Origin of the sequence: Achromobacter sp. Bel (assembly GCF_012928505.1) — a bacterium.
Classification (GTDB): domain Bacteria; phylum Pseudomonadota; class Gammaproteobacteria; order Burkholderiales; family Burkholderiaceae_B; genus Achromobacter.
Window position 1 is genome coordinate 1 of record NZ_JABBJN010000082.1, and the last position, 17,767, is coordinate 17,767.

Annotated in this window: 17 protein-coding genes; 4 read left to right on the forward strand and 13 right to left on the reverse strand. The window is 62.9% G+C overall.

What is annotated here, in order from left to right; all coding sequences use genetic code 11:
• Positions 1 to 16: 16 nt before the first annotated feature.
• Both flhC and flhD read right to left on the reverse strand, forming a co-directional pair.
• A complete protein-coding gene (gene flhC / locus HG262_RS28995) occupies positions 17 to 601 on the reverse strand; it encodes a flagellar transcriptional regulator FlhC (RefSeq protein ID WP_169274287.1) in 585 nt (194 codons plus the stop codon).
• 32 nt (positions 602 to 633) lie between these two features.
• Positions 634 to 957 carry a flagellar transcriptional regulator FlhD gene (gene flhD, locus HG262_RS29000; RefSeq protein WP_006219025.1) on the reverse strand — a complete coding sequence of 108 codons (324 nt, stop codon included), beginning with the start codon at positions 955 to 957 and terminating at the stop codon, positions 634 to 636.
• A gap of 428 nt (positions 958 to 1,385) precedes the next feature.
• On the opposite strand from flhD, the gene HG262_RS29005 reads away from it, so the two are divergent.
• Positions 1,386 to 2,141: an RNA polymerase sigma factor FliA gene (locus HG262_RS29005; protein WP_169274288.1), complete on the forward strand. Its 756-nt coding sequence runs from the start codon at positions 1,386 to 1,388 to the stop codon at positions 2,139 to 2,141.
• Between the two features lie 355 nt (positions 2,142 to 2,496).
• Positions 2,497 to 3,690: a FliC/FljB family flagellin gene (locus HG262_RS29010; protein ID WP_169274289.1), complete on the forward strand. Its 1,194-nt coding sequence runs from the start codon at positions 2,497 to 2,499 to the stop codon at positions 3,688 to 3,690.
• Between the two features lie 78 nt (positions 3,691 to 3,768).
• Here HG262_RS29010 and HG262_RS29015 read toward each other — a convergent pair whose 3' ends face one another.
• The 9 genes from HG262_RS29015 to HG262_RS29055 form a co-directional block, all read right to left on the reverse strand.
• Complete coding sequence (locus HG262_RS29015) at positions 3,769 to 3,978, reverse strand: hypothetical protein (RefSeq protein WP_169274290.1); 210 nt, start codon at positions 3,976 to 3,978, stop codon at positions 3,769 to 3,771.
• Between the two features lie 24 nt (positions 3,979 to 4,002).
• Positions 4,003 to 4,647 (reverse strand): alpha/beta fold hydrolase, encoded by a 645-nt coding sequence (locus HG262_RS29020; protein WP_169274291.1) that lies wholly within the window; start codon positions 4,645 to 4,647, stop codon positions 4,003 to 4,005.
• Between the two features lie 196 nt (positions 4,648 to 4,843).
• Positions 4,844 to 5,347, reverse strand: coding sequence for an acyltransferase (locus HG262_RS29025; RefSeq protein ID WP_169274292.1), 504 nt, complete (start codon positions 5,345 to 5,347; stop codon positions 4,844 to 4,846).
• Positions 5,344 to 6,252, reverse strand: coding sequence for an SDR family oxidoreductase (locus HG262_RS29030; protein ID WP_169274293.1), 909 nt, complete (start codon positions 6,250 to 6,252; stop codon positions 5,344 to 5,346). The genes HG262_RS29025 and HG262_RS29030 overlap by 4 nt, the downstream gene beginning before the upstream one ends.
• Positions 6,249 to 6,818, reverse strand: coding sequence for a dTDP-4-dehydrorhamnose 3,5-epimerase family protein (locus HG262_RS29035; RefSeq protein ID WP_169274294.1), 570 nt, complete (start codon positions 6,816 to 6,818; stop codon positions 6,249 to 6,251). The genes HG262_RS29030 and HG262_RS29035 overlap by 4 nt, the downstream gene beginning before the upstream one ends.
• Position 6,819: 1 nt before the next feature.
• Positions 6,820 to 8,136, reverse strand: coding sequence for a lipopolysaccharide biosynthesis protein RfbH (gene rfbH / locus HG262_RS29040; RefSeq protein WP_169274295.1), 1,317 nt, complete (start codon positions 8,134 to 8,136; stop codon positions 6,820 to 6,822).
• A 47-nt stretch (positions 8,137 to 8,183) separates the two neighbouring features.
• Positions 8,184 to 9,257, reverse strand: a complete 1,074-nt coding sequence (gene rfbG, locus HG262_RS29045) for a CDP-glucose 4,6-dehydratase (RefSeq protein WP_169274296.1) — start codon at positions 9,255 to 9,257, stop codon at positions 8,184 to 8,186.
• On the reverse strand, positions 9,242 to 10,012 hold the full coding sequence (gene rfbF, locus HG262_RS29050) for a glucose-1-phosphate cytidylyltransferase (RefSeq protein ID WP_169274297.1): 771 nt from the start codon (positions 10,010 to 10,012) through the stop codon (positions 9,242 to 9,244). The genes rfbG and rfbF overlap by 16 nt, the downstream gene beginning before the upstream one ends.
• Complete coding sequence (locus tag HG262_RS29055; RefSeq protein ID WP_169274298.1) at positions 10,009 to 13,455, reverse strand: bifunctional class I SAM-dependent methyltransferase/glycosyltransferase; 3,447 nt, start codon at positions 13,453 to 13,455, stop codon at positions 10,009 to 10,011. The genes rfbF and HG262_RS29055 overlap by 4 nt, the downstream gene beginning before the upstream one ends.
• A 358-nt stretch (positions 13,456 to 13,813) precedes the next feature.
• Between HG262_RS29055 and HG262_RS29060 the strand changes: the two genes are divergently transcribed.
• Positions 13,814 to 14,593, forward strand: coding sequence for a hypothetical protein (locus HG262_RS29060; protein ID WP_248293527.1), 780 nt, complete (start codon positions 13,814 to 13,816; stop codon positions 14,591 to 14,593).
• A 138-nt stretch (positions 14,594 to 14,731) separates the two neighbouring features.
• On the forward strand, positions 14,732 to 14,923 hold the full coding sequence (locus tag HG262_RS29065; RefSeq protein WP_006227411.1) for a putative motility protein: 192 nt from the start codon (positions 14,732 to 14,734) through the stop codon (positions 14,921 to 14,923).
• Positions 14,924 to 15,055: 132 nt separating this feature from the next.
• On the opposite strand, the gene lpdA is transcribed toward HG262_RS29065, so the two are convergent.
• On the reverse strand, positions 15,056 to 16,831 hold the full coding sequence (lpdA, locus tag HG262_RS29070) for a dihydrolipoyl dehydrogenase (RefSeq protein ID WP_169274300.1): 1,776 nt from the start codon (positions 16,829 to 16,831) through the stop codon (positions 15,056 to 15,058).
• A gap of 12 nt (positions 16,832 to 16,843) precedes the next feature.
• On the reverse strand, positions 16,844 to 17,767 hold a 924-nt coding region (locus HG262_RS29075; RefSeq protein ID WP_169274301.1), incomplete at its 5' end, for a dihydrolipoyllysine-residue acetyltransferase.

Below are 17,767 nucleotides of genomic sequence, written 5' to 3' on the forward strand. Positions count from 1 at the left end.
GCTCTTCCGATCTCGGTCAAGGCCGCGCGGCGTTGACTACGGGCGCCGGACGGCTGCTGCCGGCACGTGCCTTGGCCGCCGCGCGCGTCTTGCCGGCGCGAGGTGGCGGCCGGCAGATCGCGCAAACGAAATCCGATTGCGGATCGTGGGCATGGGCGATGAAATGGCCGCCGCACTGACGGCAAGCCGACAACTGGAGCATGCCGCTGTCGAAGAAGCGCACCAGCATCCAGGCGCGAGTGAAGCTCAGGACCGGCTCGGCGCTTTCGGCGGCATCCAGGCCCGCGTTCTCCAGGTACAGACGGTACGCGTCGATGGTGGCGCGGATGCCCTTGCTGCTGGTACGCGCGTTCAGGAACGAATAGACGTTGTAGAACAGCGACGAATGGATATTCGGCAACCAGGTCATGAACCAGTCAACCGAAAAAGGCAGCATGCCCTTGGGCGGCGAGCAGCCGCGAATTTCGCGATACAAGCGTGCCAAACGGTCGTGGCTGAGGCTGGTTTCAGCCTCCAGCACCTGCAACCGCGCTCCCAAGGTGATCATGGAGCTGGCAAGCAGGATATCGTCCGCTTCCTGTGAAACGCTTTTGGAGGCCATTGCGCGAGTCCGATTGAGGGTTCGAACGGCCGTCAGGCCAGTTCTTCTACAGGTTGCTTGGCCAGCAGGATGGTTGCATGCGCTTGTTGCAACGCACCACCCAGAACGTCATGGGTCAGCGCCGAGAGCAGGCTGTAATCGTCAAAGCGGAAGCGGCACAGCAGCGAGCTGGAGCTTGCCAGCTTCACCAATTGGGCCGGCGACAGTCGCATCAGGATGTCGGCAACTTCGTTGCTGAACCCTAAACGGAACATCGATGCAGCATAGTCATCACGCAACATACGTTGCGCAAGTAACAGATATGACAGATTCACTTCGCGAATATCTGCCAGCAATGAATTTTCGACTTGTTGCACGCCCTACTCCCTATCCCTATCCCACTCACGGGGCTCGATGACCAAAATCGCCGGCAACCCGAATTGCCTGACGGCTTGCTGCAATCTGTTTTAATGCGAAATGTATCATTTGTTCGCAATTTAAGTAAAATTTACCACAGCTGATGTCATTTTCTATGACTTATATGACAAATCTTTGTTGATATTGCGCAACTTACGAAAATCGATACACCTTGACATAGAATTTCGACGCAAATTTACGTCAATTTGGCAAATAAGCATTCAAAACATTGCGTACTTCAAGGAATGAAATGTTGTGCAGTCCCGACAATGACACCTTGCCGATCACTTAATTTCTAGCTTTAGCGCAGCCGCGCGTTTGTCGACAATGTCGCAAATTGACAACGTCAGACAATGCGTCACGATGGACACCGCCTGACATTCCCGCAATGCCCCACGCAGATGACAGCTTGGTCGAATATGCCCCGCTAGTGCGGAAGCTGGCCCTGCAATTGCTCGCCCGGCTACCCGCCAGCGTTGAGCTTGACGACCTGATACAGGCCGGCATGATCGGCCTGCTTGACGCCGTAAGGCGCTATCAGGAAACGGCAGACGCCCAATTCGAGACCTACGCCACGACCCGCATCCGTGGCGCGATGCTGGACGAGCTCCGCGGCCAGGACTGGCTGCCGCGCAGCGTCCGCGCCAAGGCGCGCAAAATCGAACAGGCTATCCAGCAACTGGAACAACGGCTGATGCGCGCGCCCAGCGAGGCCGAAATCGCCCATCAGCTGGAAATACCGCTAAACGAATACCAGACGCTGCTGCACGACGCCCAAGGCGTGCAGATCGTGCATTACGAAGATTTCGCCACCGAACCCGACGCGGCCTCCGGCCAATCGGACTGGACTGCAACGCTGAATCATGGGTCGGCCGGCGGCAACCCGCTGGACGCGTTGCTGGCCGGCGATTTCCGCCAGGCGCTGATCCACGCCATCGACACCCTGCCCGACCGCGAAAAGCTGTTGCTGTCGCTTTGTTACGAGCAAGGGCTGAACCTGAAGGAAATCGGCGCGATCATGAACGTGACCGAAGCGCGCGTCTGCCAGTTGCGCTCGCAGGCCACGGCCCGGATCCGCGCCAAGCTGAAAGACCAGGCCTGGCAGGAACTACCCCAGGAAGGACAGATCGCGCAGATCATCTAGCTGCCGAGCACCGTCTATATATAGAGAGGCCGATGTGTAGAGGTCTTTTTAGAGAGATCGAACATCGAAGCCGGTACGACCGGCCAGGACGGGCGCCCCAGGCGCCCGTTTCCTTTTTCACCTCGGCGTTGCCTTTGCCTTTGGCCAGCCCGTAACGTCGCCTGTGCAGGCGTTCCCGGCGGATACAACAATAAATACGACTTTCGCGAAATAGGGCTAAAGAATGATTTGGGACTGCCGTAATCCTTGCAACGGAGAGATTCCTAGACAAAAAGTCGACGAACTTTCCCGTTAACACCAGTGGGCGGCGTTGCTGCCCGGTTTGAAGAAGCCTTTCTCTCTTGGGAGCACCAACATGGCTGCCGTTATCAATACCAACTACCTCTCGATGGTTGCTCAAAACAACCTGAACAAGTCGCAATCGAGCCTGGGCAGCGCTATTGAGCGCCTGTCGTCGGGCCTGCGCATCAACAGCGCCAAGGACGACGCCGCTGGCCAAGCCATCGCCAACCGCTTCACCGCGAACGTCAAGGGCCTGACCCAAGCCGCCCGTAACGCCAACGACGGTATCTCGATCGCTCAAACGACCGAAGGCGCGCTGAACGAAATCAACAACAACCTGCAACGTGTTCGCCAACTGTCGGTGCAAGCCGCCAGCGGCACGAACTCGCCGACCGACCTGGACTCGATCCAATCGGAAATCAAGCAGCGTCTGGACGAAATCGACCGCGTGTCGGCTCAAACCCAGTTCAACGGCGTGAACGTCCTGGCTAAGGACAACAAGCTGACGATCCAAGTTGGCGCCAACGACGGCGAAACCATCACGATCGACCTGAAGGAAGTCACCGCCAAGACCCTGGGTCTGGACGGCTTCAACGTGTCGGGCCCGAAGGGCACGCAAGCCGCTGTGTCCACCGCTCAGTACCAGAGCGCCTACGGTTCCACGACCTCCATCACCGCCAACAGCGTTGCCGAAGGCACCGCTGGCGACCTGGCTGGCCGTCTGGGCGTTGCTTCCGGCAACGTCACCGTCGGTTCGGAAGCGCAAGCTGACGAAAACGGCAACTGGTTCGTCAAGGTCGACGTGTCGGCTGCTGACGCTACCGAATCCAGCAACCTGAAGGCCAAGGGCTTCGACGTTGCTTCGGGCGCCTCCAGCTCGTTCTACATCGCCGTGAACCCGAAGGACGCCGACACCACGACGACCGCCGGTACCGCCGCCTTCACGCTGAAGACCGACGAACTGCCCCTGACCAGCCTGACCACCGGTTCGACCTCCAACCCGCTGGCCAAGCTCGACGCCGCTCTGCAGAACATCGACTCGCAGCGCAGCTCGCTGGGTGCAATTCAGAACCGCTTCGAATCGACGGTTGCCAACCTGAACAACACGATCAACAACCTGTCCGCCGCTCGTTCGCGCATCGAAGATGCCGACTACGCCACGGAAGTGTCGAACATGACCAAGGCTCAGATCCTGCAACAGGCTGGCACCTCGGTTCTGGCCCAAGCCAACCAAGTGCCGCAAACGGTTCTGTCGCTGCTGCGTTAATTCCAGCACACAGTCCCTCGGCCCGGCTGGGAAGGCAGTTATCTCTCAGCCGACGCCGAAACAGTACCCAGAACCAGCCTACGGGCTGGTTTTTTTATGGCCGGCCGATATCCTTGCGACCGCCGCGGGATTATCGTTGATGATGGCGTGGCCTGCCTTCACGCGCTCGAGCTGGCAACCCACCTTACGTAAACGGACGCGGTTGTCTTCATCCAGGCAGCATGGCACGGGCGGCATCTTGCGTTGCGACAGCATCGGCACATCGCCCGTCACCACAAGCACCTGCACCGCGATACCTTCCAGCAGTTGCCATTAATCCCGCTCGACAGCCGCCGTGGGCGTCACGCCGTAGATCTCCAAAGTGAAGCTGCGCAGGTAGCGGTCGTCGAGCCGGGCCGCGATCGCGCCCCGCAGGAATGCATGGTTGTGCCACAGTTTCGCGGCGCTGAACGGCGTGTCCAACAGCACCAGCGCCTTGCACTGCGTCGCGCGTCGCGAAATGGTCAGCCCGACGCTGCCACCGAACGACGCGCCAATCACGCCAACCCCCTCCGGCACGGCCGCGAGCAACGCGGGCAACAACTCGTCGGCAGAGCCCTCAACCGACATTTCGGCCGGCGCCGTGCTGCCGCCGCATCCAGGCAGATCGACAAACAGAAAATTTGCATCCAGCAGGTGCTTTTCAATGCCCTGCACCGTGGCGATGTTGCCCAATGTCCCAAGCAGGACGACCCATGCAGGACGCCCCTGCCGCCACTGCGCGGAGCGGCGCGCACGCGCCAGGCCTGTCCGTCCATGCAGCATCTCGAGGGGCGCATTGAACTCTTTGCGCAGCCGCGCATGCCACGTATCGCGTCCGCTTTCCAACGCATCCAGCGCTTCTGGCGTGCCACGCATGATGTCGCGTGCGTGGCGCTCGATGATGTCCTTGGCCCAATCCCACCAGCGCAATGTCACCAAGCGGTCCGATACGGACTCTGCGAAGCGGCGGCGGCGTACCGTGGATTTGGCGGCGAGTGTGCTCAGCCTCCGCCCGCTTGCGTTCGCACCAATGGCGGACGGCCAGGTCAAAGGCCTCGTTCAGGCCAATGGTTTTCCCGCCAGCAACCCCTTGCCGCCCTTCGTCGACGATGTCATTGCAAAATTTCCAAAATTACTCCGTCCCGACACTTTCGCGATACCGCATTACCGCTGCCGGATTTCCGCCGATGACCGCGTACTCGGGCCAGGCGCCACGCAACACGGTACCGGCTCCGACGACGCAGCCCCGCCGCAGGACGCAGCCGTCCAGCAGCACGCAGTTCGCGCCGATCCAGCAATCCTCTTCGATGACGATGCCGCCCTTGCTGGGCATGAAGCGCTGTTCGATGATCGTCTTGTCGCGGCTACGGTATTCGTGATTGGTGGGTGCCAGCGTCGTATTCGCCGCGATCAGCGTGCCGCGGCCGATCGAAATGCCGTTGCCGGAGTAAATCACGACCCCGGAATTCAGATAGACCTGGTCGCCGATGTGGACGTCGCCGCCGCCCCCTGCGAACTTGATCTTCACGAAGCTGTCGATGGTGACGTTGTCGCCGACTACAACGACGTTGCCGCGCACGGAACGTTCGATGTCGGCCAGCGGGGAAATCTTGGCTGACGTGGATATCCTGTTCATACCGTGTACTCCGTCAAGTGCGCCAACGTCGCGCGCAGGAATGCGGCCATCGCGCCACGCTCATCGCCGTCACGCGCCTGCTGATACCGGGAATGGAACTGATACGCCGGTGCGGCCGTGTCCTGGACATGCCCCCATTGAACGGGCACGTCGCGCTCCATAGCCTCGCTGGCCTCTTGCGCTGCCAGCAATGCCAGATCCCGTATCCGCCAGTCGGCGCCCGCCACATGTAGCAGCCCACGGCCTTCGCTTAGCAGCCGCGTGGCCACGACGTCGGCAAAGTGCGCGACATCCACGTAGTTGCGCACGGCCGTGCCTTGCCCATGCAAGACAATCTTGCCCATGCGCACCGCCTGGCGGCAAAAGTCGAAAGGCGCCAGCGTCCAGCGGTCAAAACCGCTCCAGGATGCCGGCACGCCGTAGAGATTGGAGGGCCGCAGAATATCGACCGACGCATTCAGTGTGCGTGCTGCCCATTCAAACAGTTGTTCGGCTTGTAGATGGGTGAGCCCGTAGTCATTGCCGGGTATGGCCGGCGCCACTTCGTGCAACAGGCCTGACGGGCGCCCGTATACGTGAAAAGTCGACACGTATACCAGGCGATGGATGCCCGCCCGCTCGCAGGCTTGCAGCAAAGCCCGCGTGCCCGCGACATTGACCACGTAGGCCGCTTGCGGCGCTTCGCGGCAACCCACCTCGTGCATCGCAGCAGCGTGCACGCATGCGTCAATGCCCGCAGGAAGCGTCAACGCGGCCACGCTGCGCGGGTCGGAGAGATCCATCTTCAGGTCGTTGGTGGCAGCTCGGCCCGCCGTCACGACACGCAGGCCCAACGCGCGCAATCGCGCAGCGACCGCGCCGCCCGCATAGCCGCTTGCGCCAGTCACCAATATGCACTGCGTCATGACTTCTCGTGGAAGGTAAAGGGGGACTTGAACGCGGCAAACGCCGGCAAAGCGACGTCGCGCGGCGACATGACCGGGGCGTCGATAGCGTCCACGCCCGCCCACCAATCGACGCCTGCGCTATCCGCGTGCACACCCGCATCACATTCGGGGTCATGCACCGAGGTCGTGTAGTACAGCAACGCGGTGCCATCGCGATGCGACGCGAAACCGTGCGCCACACCGCGCGGCACATAGATGGCCTGGGGGTCGTCTCCATCCAGGATCACGGACAGCGAATGCCCGTAGGCGGGCGAACCCCGGCGCAGGTCCAGCAGACCGTCGCGGGCACGTCCGACGAGGCATGTGACAAGCTTGGCGTGATCCGACGGCGGCAGCTGGAAGTGCATCCCTCGCAATACACCCCGATGCGAAACCGACACATAGGACTCCGTAAAGCCGGTTTCCAAGCCCAACGCCGCCAGCGACGGCGCGTGCAGCAACTTGCGGAACTCGCCGCGCGCGTCGGGAAAGCGCGGCAGCGTGAGCAGATAGCAGCCCGGAATCGCCAAGGGCTCGGCGCGCATGTCAGAAGCCTGCGCCGAAGAACAGTTCGATCCGGCTGGCGGCATAGTCCAGCATCTCGGGAGTCAGCGCGGGCTGGACGCCGATCCAGAACGTGTTCTGCATGATGATCTCGGTATTGGCAAGATCTCCCGACACGCGGTAATTCTGTCCCACCATGGAGGGCTGCCGTGTCAGATTGCCCGCGAACAGCAAACGCGTACCAATCTTGTCCTGATCCAGATAGGTCAGGAGGTCAACGCGCCGCACATCCGCTTCGGGGCGAAGCGTAATGGGGAAGCCGAACCACGAGGGGTCGGAACCCGGCGTCGCCTCAGGCAGGATCAGGAATTCTTCGCAAGACGCCAGGCGCTCCTTCAAAAAGCGGAAGTTCGCCTTGCGCTGCGCCACGAACTCTTCGACCCGGTCCATCTGTGCCAGGCCGCAAGCGGCCTGCATGTCAGTGATCTTCAGGTTGTAGCCGATGTGTGAGTACGTGTACTTGTGGTCGTAGCCTTCGGGCAGGCTGCCAAGCTTCTGACAGAAGCGACGGCCGCAAGTATTGTCCTTGCCCGGCGCGCAATAGCAATCGCGCCCCCAGTCGCGGAATGACTCGGCGATCAACTTCAGGTGCGGGTCGTTGGTGAAGACCGCCCCGCCCTCGCCCATCGTGATGTGGTGCGCGGGATAGAAGCTGAGCGTGCCGATGTCGCCGAACGTACCGACCATGCGTCCGTTGTAGGTCGAACCCAGCGCGTCGCAACAATCTTCGATCAGCCACAGCCCGTGCTTCTTGCACAACGCCGTGACCACATCCAGGTTGTACGGATTGCCCAGCGTATGGGCCAACATGATGGCTTTGGTGCGCGGCGTGATCGCGGCTTCCAGCCGGCTTGCATCCACGTTGTAGGTGCCGAGCTCGACGTCCACGAACACAGGCACCGCGCCGAACTGCAGGATCGGGTTCACGGTCGTGGGAAAGCCCGCCGCCACGCCGATCACCTCGTCGCCCCGGCGAATGGCCCGCTCGCCCAGCTTGGGCGAGGTCAACGTCGAAAACGCCACCAGGTTGGCCGACGAGCCCGAGTTGACCGTGATCAGGTGCTTTACACCCAGGTACTGGGCCAGCCGCTGCTCGAACGCGTCGTTGAAACGGCCGGTCGTGAGCCAACCGTCCAGCGAGGCTTCCACCATGGCCTTGAGTTCGGCGGCGCCGATCAGCTTGCCCGACGGCGGCACCGCGGTCTTGCCGGGCGCAAACGCCCCGCGCTCGCGCTCCTGAGCCTCGTGGTACTGGTCGACCAGCTGGGCGATTTGCGCCCGGATTTCGTTAGGGTTCATTGCGTATCTCAAATACCGTTATGTTCTTGTCGCGGCGCCGAGCCGGCTCAAACTGGGCCGAAAGCCGCGATTTGCGCTTCGCACAGTGCGCGCGCGTCACCGCCGTCCTGCAGGGCGCGATACCATCGCATCGTTTCGCCTACGCCCCGCGCCAGCGACCAGCGCGCGCGCACGCCAAGCACCGACCGCGCGCGCGACGTATCCAACGCGAGCAGGCCCGCCTCGTGCGGCCCCTTGGCGGACTGTCCGTAGACCACCTCACCTGCCCCGTAGGCGGCGCGTGCAAGCTCCACCACTTCGCGCACCGTCGCCGTATCCTGCGACGGCGGCCCGAAGTTGTAGGGACCGGCGAGCTCGGATCGATCCCAAAGCACCTGGGCCAAGCGCAGGTAGCCAGCCAAGGGTTCCAGCACATGCTGCCAGGGCCGGACGGCGTCCGGGCTACGGATGTCCAGTGTGCGTTGACACTGCCAGGCCCGCACGGCATCCGGCAGCAACCGGTCTTCCGACCAGTCGCCGCCACCGATGACATTGCCCGCCCGCGCGGTCGCAAGCGCTACGCCCTGTTGCCCCAAGAATGCGTCCCGGTAGCACGCGGCCACCAATTCAGCCGCGGCCTTGCTGGCGCTGTAGGGATCATGCCCGCCCAACGCATCGCTCTCGCGGTACGGATGCGGCCATTCTTCATTGCGATAAACCTTGTCCGTCGTGATGCTGAGCGCCACGCGCACATCGGGCAGGTCCCGCAGCGCATCCAACAAATTCGCCGTGCCCATCACGTTGGTGTCGAAAGTCTGCAGCGGCTGGCGGTAACTCAGCCTCACGAGAGGCTGCGCCGCCAGGTGCAGCACGATCTCGGGCCGAGACTGCCTCACAAGCGCGGCCAGCGCGCCGGCATCGCGAATGTCGCAGAAATGGCTGTCCGTCACGCTGGCGATACGTGCCTTCTCGAACAAGCTGGGCTGGTCCGCCACGGGCGGCAGCGCCACGCCCACGACATGCGCCCCGAGCTTGTGCAGCCACAGCGCAAGCCACCCGCCTTTGAATCCGGTGTGCCCGGTCAGCAGCACGCGCTTGCCGCGCCAAAACGCCTCGGAGGCGCCGTTCACCACATTTTCCATGGCGCCTTGTTCGTTTCCCAAAGGGATTCAAGCATGCGCTTTTCACGCAACGTATCCATCGGCTGCCAGAAGCCCATATGTTTGTAGGCCATCAGGTCACCGCTTCGGGCCAGGGACTCCAACGGCTCCATTTCCCAAGAGATATGATCGGCTTCGATCAGGGGCAGCACACGGGGTGACAGCACGAAGAACCCGCCATTGATCAGCCCCCCATCACCGCGAGGCTTTTCTGTGAAGCCCGCGACCAGGTCGTCTTCCATCTTCAGCGCTCCGTAGCGCCCGGGCGGCTGCACCGCTGTCACCGTCGCCATCTTGCCGTGCTGACGGTGAAACGCGACCAGTGCCGAGATATCCACGTCCGCCACGCCATCGCCATACGTGAAGCAGAACGCCTCTTCGTCTTTGACGTAGCTGGCCACCCGCTTCAAGCGACCGCCTGTCATGGTGTCGTCGCCCGTGTCCACCAGCGTGACACGCCAAGGTTCGGCATGGCGTTGATGCACTTCCATCTGGTTGTTCGCCATGTCGAACGTCACGTCCGACATGTGCAGGAAGTAGTTAGCGAAGTACTCCTTGATGACGTAACCCTTGTAACCGCAGCAAATGACAAAGTCATTCACGCCGTGGGCCGAGTACATCTTCATGATGTGCCACAGGATCGGACGCCCGCCGATCTCGACCATGGGCTTGGGCTTGACGTGGGTTTCTTCGGAAATGCGGGTGCCCAACCCCCCCGCGAGAATGACGGCTTTCATACGGATCCTTCGCACCACTTCGTGAACATATCGCGATAGGCCTGCTCGACCTTGCGGGCAAACCCGGGTTCATCCATCAGCGTGCTGGCCTGCATCTCTTGGCGCAAGCCGGCGCGGATGCGGGCCAGTTCCGGAATATCGCTGGCCAGGGCCACCACCTTTTCGACGTACTCGGCTTCGGTTTGCGCAATCCACTCGCGCCTGCCCAGTCCTGCCAGCGTGGACGCGCCAATACGCCCAACTCCCAGGCGCCCGGCCAGCGTGACGTACGGCAGGCCCATGTACAGGCTTTCGAACAAGGTCGTGCCAGAGTTGTGCGGGAAGCAGTCCAGCGTGATGTCGGCGCTGCGCAGCACATCCCATGGCGGAGTGTGAAAGCCGATCTCGATACGGTTCGCTTCGATGCCGTGCTGCGCGAACATCTCGTGAAGATCGCTCTGCATCCGCTCGGAAAAGTAACTATTGCTGTCGACGACCAGTCGCGAACCCGGGACACGATGCAGGATCTCGGACCAGGTGCGAACCACGCGGTAGTTGAAACGAATGGCGCGGGACAGCGTAATGAAACGGATGTGGCCGTTTTGCAGCGCCGGCAATTCGGAAACGCCGCCCATGCCCAGCTTGGGGCGGTAGGCGAAGTTGGTGGTATCCAGGCGCCAAGGCTGTTCGACGAACAGATGATCGGTTCCGGTTGGGGCCATCTCACCGTCGATCAATATATAGTCAATAGCCGATAAGCCTGTGGTGCAGCCGAACCCCAGCCAAGTCACTTGCACGGGGGCAGGTCTGCGCACAAACGTCGCAAGCCGGTTCTGCGCAGTATGGCCTGCCAGATCCACCAGCACATCGATCTGATCGTCACGGATGCGCTGTGCCAATGCGTCGTGCGACAAGCCGTTCGTGCGTATCCAATGGTCGGCGTAGCCTTTGAAGCAAACCGTACCTTCGTCCTCTTGATCCAGTTGAGCGTAGGCGAAAATCTCGAACGCCGATTTGTCGTGCTGGGCCATCAACGGCTCCAGGAACAAGCGCACGGGATGCGTGCGGAAATCCGGCGAGACGTAGCCGATACGCAGCTTGCGGTGGGGATCGCGCCGATTGCCATGGGGCTTCCACGATGGCCGATGCGGCGCACACGCACGCGCATCGAATGCCCGATAGACTTCGAACACCTCTTCCGCCGACCGGTCGGGGAAATAGTTCATGCCGAAGAAGCGGGAATGCAACACCGTGGGATTATCGGGCTGCACTTCCAGCACGCGCAGATACTCCGCTTCCGATCCAGCGAAGTCGCCCATGTCCGCCAACGCCACGCCAAGGTTGCCGCGCGCTTCCACATTTGCCGGATTCAGCGCCAGCAGTCGCCGAAAGGTCGCCACGGCCTCATGGAAGCGAGCGGCGCTGCGATAGCAATTCGCCAGCACGTTCAGCGCTTGCGGATGGTCGGGCGAAAGCTCCAATGCCCGGCGGCAAGCCGCATCCAACTCTACGGGACGGCGCAACGCGCGCAGCGACATCGCCACGCCCACATAGCAATCGACGTCTTCTCCGGCAACCTGGAATGCGCGCAGGAACGCCCCAAGCGACTCGTCAGCCTTGCCGGTATCACGCAGCACGGTGCCCAGCACCTCCCACGCGGTACTGTATTCTGGCGCGCGTTTGGCCAGGGCGCGCGCCCGTCCCTCAAGGTCGCCATCGCTCTTGGCGTTGACAAGCGCCGCCAGATCCTGCGCTTCCTTTAGGACCGCCTTGCTGACGCCTTGCCCTCGCGCCGCGGCGGAAATGCTGCCGCCATGACGCTGTTCGAAACCACGGCGCGCCATGGCGTCGATATACAACCCCCAATACGGGCCGCGCCCCTCGCTGGCCTTCAGGCCTGCTTCGAGGTAATCACACCATCCGCGGGCGCCAGCGGCCAGCAAGCCATAGTGCCGCAGATGGTCCAGCAGCCCGTCCACGGGGGCCGACGCCAATACGCCGGGAGCATCTGACGCCGGGGCTACGAAGTCGCCGGCCGACGTGAATTGCAGGACAGGCGCTGCGATCTGGACGCTGTCGCGCAGACGGCTCAGCGGGGCCCCGCCCTCCAATTGCCTCAAGGGCAGCAGATCCCGATCGGCAAACCCGGTCAGGACCGCCTCATGCCACAAATTGAACAATGGCGCATTGCCATCCCCGGCGGCTACTACGCCGGGCGTCAAGTGCACGTCTTCGGCCAGATCGTACGGCGTCTTATCCACGCTGTACCGCCCGATGGCGCTGTCGAACAGGGTCTGGAGCGCCTTGCCCACGGCCTCGTCAGCCGGCGCTCGCGTCGACAACTTCATCTCGGCCACGTGCCGGACAAGTGCCGCTCCCGCCACCGACGCCGGCCAGGCATGCCCCAGCACGTCGGCAACAGCCTCCAGCACGCGATCATCCGTGCTGAGCACTTGACCGGCATGGGTGACGAAATGGGTCTGGTTGACGTCGCGCATCCCCGCCGCGATCCGCCGGAAGCTTCCGGCCCAGCGCAGCTTGGGCAAGCGCGTCAGGTCGGGGCGCGGTTGCACCTCCTGCTCGCGCTCGTGGTGCGTCAGCAAGCTGCGGCGATAAGCTCGGCCGACGGAAAAATCCAGATACTGTTGCCGTAACGCCCGCGGCTTGCCGAAACCCAACAGGCTTTGCGTCAATGACACATTCGCCCCGTAATTCGGCGCCAACTCGTGTCGCGGTTCGACATCGCCCACGCAGGTCATGCCGAACTGCGCAGCCATGTCGGCGAACTCGGCGTAGTAATACGGCTGGCGGCCAAGCATGCTCAACCCCGCAGGGCCCTGCTCATCCAACGCCTGGCCCAGACGGGTCGCAGCCTCGTGCAACGCTCCCGCCAGCGGATTGGCGCCCGCGGCGCCATCCGTGAACATGCCCAAGGCCGCACGCGCGGCCGCCACCTGCTCGTCAGGACCGGACGCCGCGTGCGCATGCATCAGCACGGCTTCGCGGACAATCTCGGCAGCCTTGGCGCCGGGGTAAGCGTCGAAACTAATGTAGGCAAGGCCCTCGAACGCCAGGTTCAGCCGGCAGATGCGCAGCAGATCACCGGTGCTGTCCCGGCCCAACGCGCTGAATACGTCGTGGGCGATGATGTAGTCGAATTCACCGAAATCCTGTGCGATGTCGCTCAACGAGAGCGCGCGCAGGGTCAGATTTCCCAGTCCGATGGCTGCGGCTGCCCGCTGGCCGGCTTCGATACGGCGCGGATCCTGGTCTACCCCCACGACCCGTGCGTGCGGATAGGCGGCCGCGAATGGCAGTAGATTGCTGCCCGCACCGCATCCCAGTTCAAGCACCCGCGCCCGTTCCAACGGTACCGTCTCGACCCCGTACAGGAACGCGGCGGCCCGCATCTGGCCGGGCGAACACAGGTAGCTGATGGCCGGATCGGACACAGGGGGGGCCAAGTCAATGGCAAATGAATCCTCGGGGACTCGATCAGGCGCGTTCAATCCGTACTCCACGGGCGGGTAAATGCGATGGAGCATAGCAGCGGGTTTCAGGGCGGAAAGGGGCGAAATGACGGCCTTTTTTGCCGGTTCTTGCGTGATGCCCGAAAAGGCGGGTTTACCGCCGTAAGGGGAGTGACGGCCTTTTTCACGCTTATTCCTTTTTTTGACCGCCTCGCGCCGCAGTCATAATAGCGGCGCAGATTTTGTATCATTTTCTTTCAGTATTATGACCGCCACGCCCCCAGATCCACTCGCTACCCAGCACGACGGCACCCCGGATCCAGACTCTCAGGCGCCGGTGGATCCGCAGACATTGCGTCTGCAAGAAGAGAACCGCGCATTGCGCGAATTGCTAGCCGCCCAAGTGCAGGCTGCCTTGCCTGCGCCCGCGCCCGGCTGCCTGCGCAGGATTGGCTGGTGGCTCATCTCCGCCCCCGGCGCCGCGCTGGTCGGGTGGCGCGCCTTGTTGGGCCGAGACGACGCTACGCCCATGACCGGGCGACGCATGGGGTCTGCCACCCTGACTGTGCTCTATACCCTGGCGATCTACGGCGCGCTGGTGCTGCTGGTGGTATCTTGGAACGCGCCCAACAATGGGATCACCGGCGCCACGTCGGCCAGCCCCGTCCGCGTGCCGCTTTTACCCCTGCTGCCGCTTATGTCCGAAGAAGCTCCGTCTGACTGGGAGAACGATGCCCCGGGCAAGACCTCCACGGACGCCTCGCCCGCAAGTAAGCCCGACCCGGCTCCGGAAACGGAACCCACCCCCACCGCAGAGCCCGAACCCAAAGCAGCACCGTCTGCACCCGGGGCCGGCGAGACGCCGACTGCCCATCCCGAAACGTCGCCCCCGCACCCGCATGTAGCCGCAGACCCTTCGCCCGCCGCCGGTGGCCCGAAATCGACGCTGCGCATCACCGAAATTCCTGCTCAGGATCCGATGGCCTGGGTCGATGCGTTGAAGGGCGAATTGGCCCGCTGTGCCCAGCTGGGATTTTTTGAACGGCCAGATTGCTCCTGGGCGGCACGCAAGCAGTTCTGCGAACCGAACCATGGCTGGGGCACGATCACTGAATGCCCGATGCAGCCCTGACCCGGCTGCCCGGCTGTCACAGGATGGCCATGCAAAGCGGTGACAATCCTTTGCATCGCTCAGGGATTGCGCGCAATAATGCGTGAACGTTGGGCTTGCTTGGCCCGACCCGTTTTTCGATTAGGACACTACGACCTCATGGACTCCGTCAACAACACCGTCAACACCGCCCTGGCCCTGAAAGACGCGAACGTCGTGCAGGAAGTGCAGGCCCGGCTATTGAAGAAGGTCCTGAATTCCCAAGCCGACACCATCGCGACGCTGATGCAATCCGTCGCGCCGACGGCCATCGACAGCACGCTGGGTTCGCGCATCAATACGCAAGCCTGAGCCGCTGGCATTACGTCTCCGCCCTGAGTTTCAGGCCAGACTGCGGCGCAACCGCCCGACAAAAAAAGCGCCGGCCCTGATGAAGGGCCGGCGCTTTTGTTTACGCAATGGCGGCATCGCCGCCCCGCGCAATTACTTCTTCTTCATCGGCGGCAAGTCGGTGCAGACGCCTTCGGCCACTTCGGCCGCCATGCCCACCGATTCACCCAGCGTCGGGTGCGGGTGGATGGTCTTGGCGATGTCGACGACGTCGGCGCCCATTTCAACGGCCAGGGCCAGTTCGCTGATCAGGTCGCCAGCGTGGGTACCCACGATGCTGCCGCCCAGGATGCGATGCGTTTCCGCATCGAAAATCAGCTTGGTGAAGCCTTCGTCGCGGCCGTTGGCGATGGCGCGGCCCGAAGCGGCCCACGGGAAGACGCCCTTTTCGATCTTGATGCCTTGCTTCTTGGCTTCGTCTTCGGTCAAACCCACCCACGCCACTTCCGGATCGGTGTAGGCCACCGACGGAATGACGCGCGCGTCGAAGAACGACTTCTGGCCGGCTGCGGCTTCCGCGGCCACGTGGCCTTCATGCACCGCCTTGTGCGCCAGCATGGGCTGGCCGACGATGTCGCCAATGGCGTAGATGTGCGGCACGTTGGTGCGCATCTGGCGATCGACCTCGATGAATCCACGGTCGGTCACGGCGATGCCGGCGCGGTCGGCGCCGATCTTCTTGCCGTTCGGGCTGCGGCCCACGGCTTGCAGCACCAGATCGTAGCGCTGCGGTTCTTTCGGTGCGCCTTCGCCTTCGAAGGTGACGTAGATGCCGTCCTTCTTGGCTTCCGCGCCCACCGTCTTGGTCTTCAACATGATGTTGTCGAAGCGGTAGGCGTTTTTCTTCTGCCACACCTTGACCAGATCGCGGTCGGCGCCCTGCATCAGGCCGTCCAGCATTTCCACGACGTCCAGGCGCGCGCCCAGCGTCGAGTACACCGTGCCCATTTCCAGGCCGATGATGCCGCCGCCGACGATCAGCATCTTCTTCGGCACTTCACGCAGCAGCAATGCGCCGGTGGAGTCGACGACGCGATCGTCCTTGGGCATGAACGGCAGCTTCACCGACTGGCTGCCGGCGGCGATGATGGCTTGCTTGAAGCGCAGCGTCTGGCTCTTGCCGTCGGCCGCCTTCACGGTCAGGTGGTTGGCATCGGCGAATTCGCCCACGCCGTGCACCACGGTGACCTTGCGCGCCTTCGCCATGCCGGCCAGACCGCCGGTCAGCTTGGCAACCACGCTGTCCTTGTAGCCGCGCAGCTTGTCCAGGTCGATCTTGGGCTCGCCGAAGCTGATGCCGTGGGCAGCCAGTTCGCGCGCTTCGTCGATGACCGCGGCGTTGTGCAGCAGCGCCTTGGAGGGAATGCAGCCTACGTTCAGGCAGACACCGCCCAGCGTTTCGTAGCGTTCGACCAGGACCACGGACAGGCCCAGGTCGGCGGCGCGGAAGGCGGCGGAATAGCCGCCAGGGCCGGCGCCCAGGACCAGCATGTCGTATTCGCCATCAGCCGAACCCTTGAAGGTAGCTGCGGCGGGGGCGGCAGCCTTGGCGGCCGGCGCCGGTGCGGCAGCGGCTTGCTTGGGGGACTCGGCGGCCTTGGGGGCTTCCTTGGCGGCGGGAGCCGAGGCGCCCGCTTCCACTTCCAGCACGACGGCGCCTTCGGCGACCTTGTCGCCGACCTTCACGCTGATGGACTTCACCACGCCGCCTTGCGACGCGGGGATCTCCATCGAGGCCTTGTCGGATTCGACCGTGATCAGGCTTTGTTCGGCCTTGATCGTGTCGCCCACGGCGACCAGCACTTCGATGACTTCCACTTCCTTGAAGTCGCCGATGTCCGGCACTTTGATTTGAACGGTATTGCTCATGGGGCTCCCCGTTTACAGCGCGATGCGGCGGAAGTCGGCCAGCAAGGCGCCCAGATAGGCGTTGAAGCGGGCAGCGGAGGCGCCGTCGATGACGCGGTGGTCGTACGACAGCGACAGCGGCACGATCAGGCGCGGCACAAACTGCTTGCCGTCCCAAACCGGCTTGTGCGACGAACGCGACACGCCCAGGATGGCCACTTCAGGCGCGTTGATGATCGGCGTGAACGACGTGCCGCCGATGCCGCCCAACGACGAGATCGAGAAGCAGCCGCCCTGCATGTCAGCGGGCGAAATCTTGCCGTCGCGCGCTTTCTTGGACAGCTCGGTCATTTCCTGCGCGATCTGCAGGATGCCCTTCTTGTCGGCGTCGCGGATCACCGGCACCACCAGCCCGTTGGGCGTATCGGCCGCGAAACCGATGTGGTAGTACTGCTTGAGCACCAGGTTGTCGCCGTCCAGCGACGCGTTGAACTCGGGGAATTTCTTCAGGGCCGCGACCACGGCCTTGATCAGGAAGGCCAGCATCGTGACCTTCACGCCCGACTTCTCGTTTTCCTTGTTCAGCGTGACGCGCAACGCTTCCAGGTCGGTGATGTCCGCTTCGTCGTTGTTGGTGACGTGCGGGATCATGACCCAGTTGCGATGCAGGTTCGCGCCGGAAATCTTCTTGATGCGCGACAACGGCTTGGCTTCGATCGGGCCGAACTTGGTGAAGTCGACCTTCGGCCACGGCAGCAGGCCCAGGGCCGCGCCATCGCCCGAACCGCTGGCGGCGGCAACCGGACCGGCGGCCAGCGCCTGCTTGACGAAACCGCGCACGTCTTCAGCAGTGATGCGTTCCTTCGGACCCGAACCCTTGACCTTGCTCAGGTTCACGCCCAGTTCGCGGGCGAACTTGCGCACCGACGGCGAGGCGTGCGGCAACTGGCCGGGCTT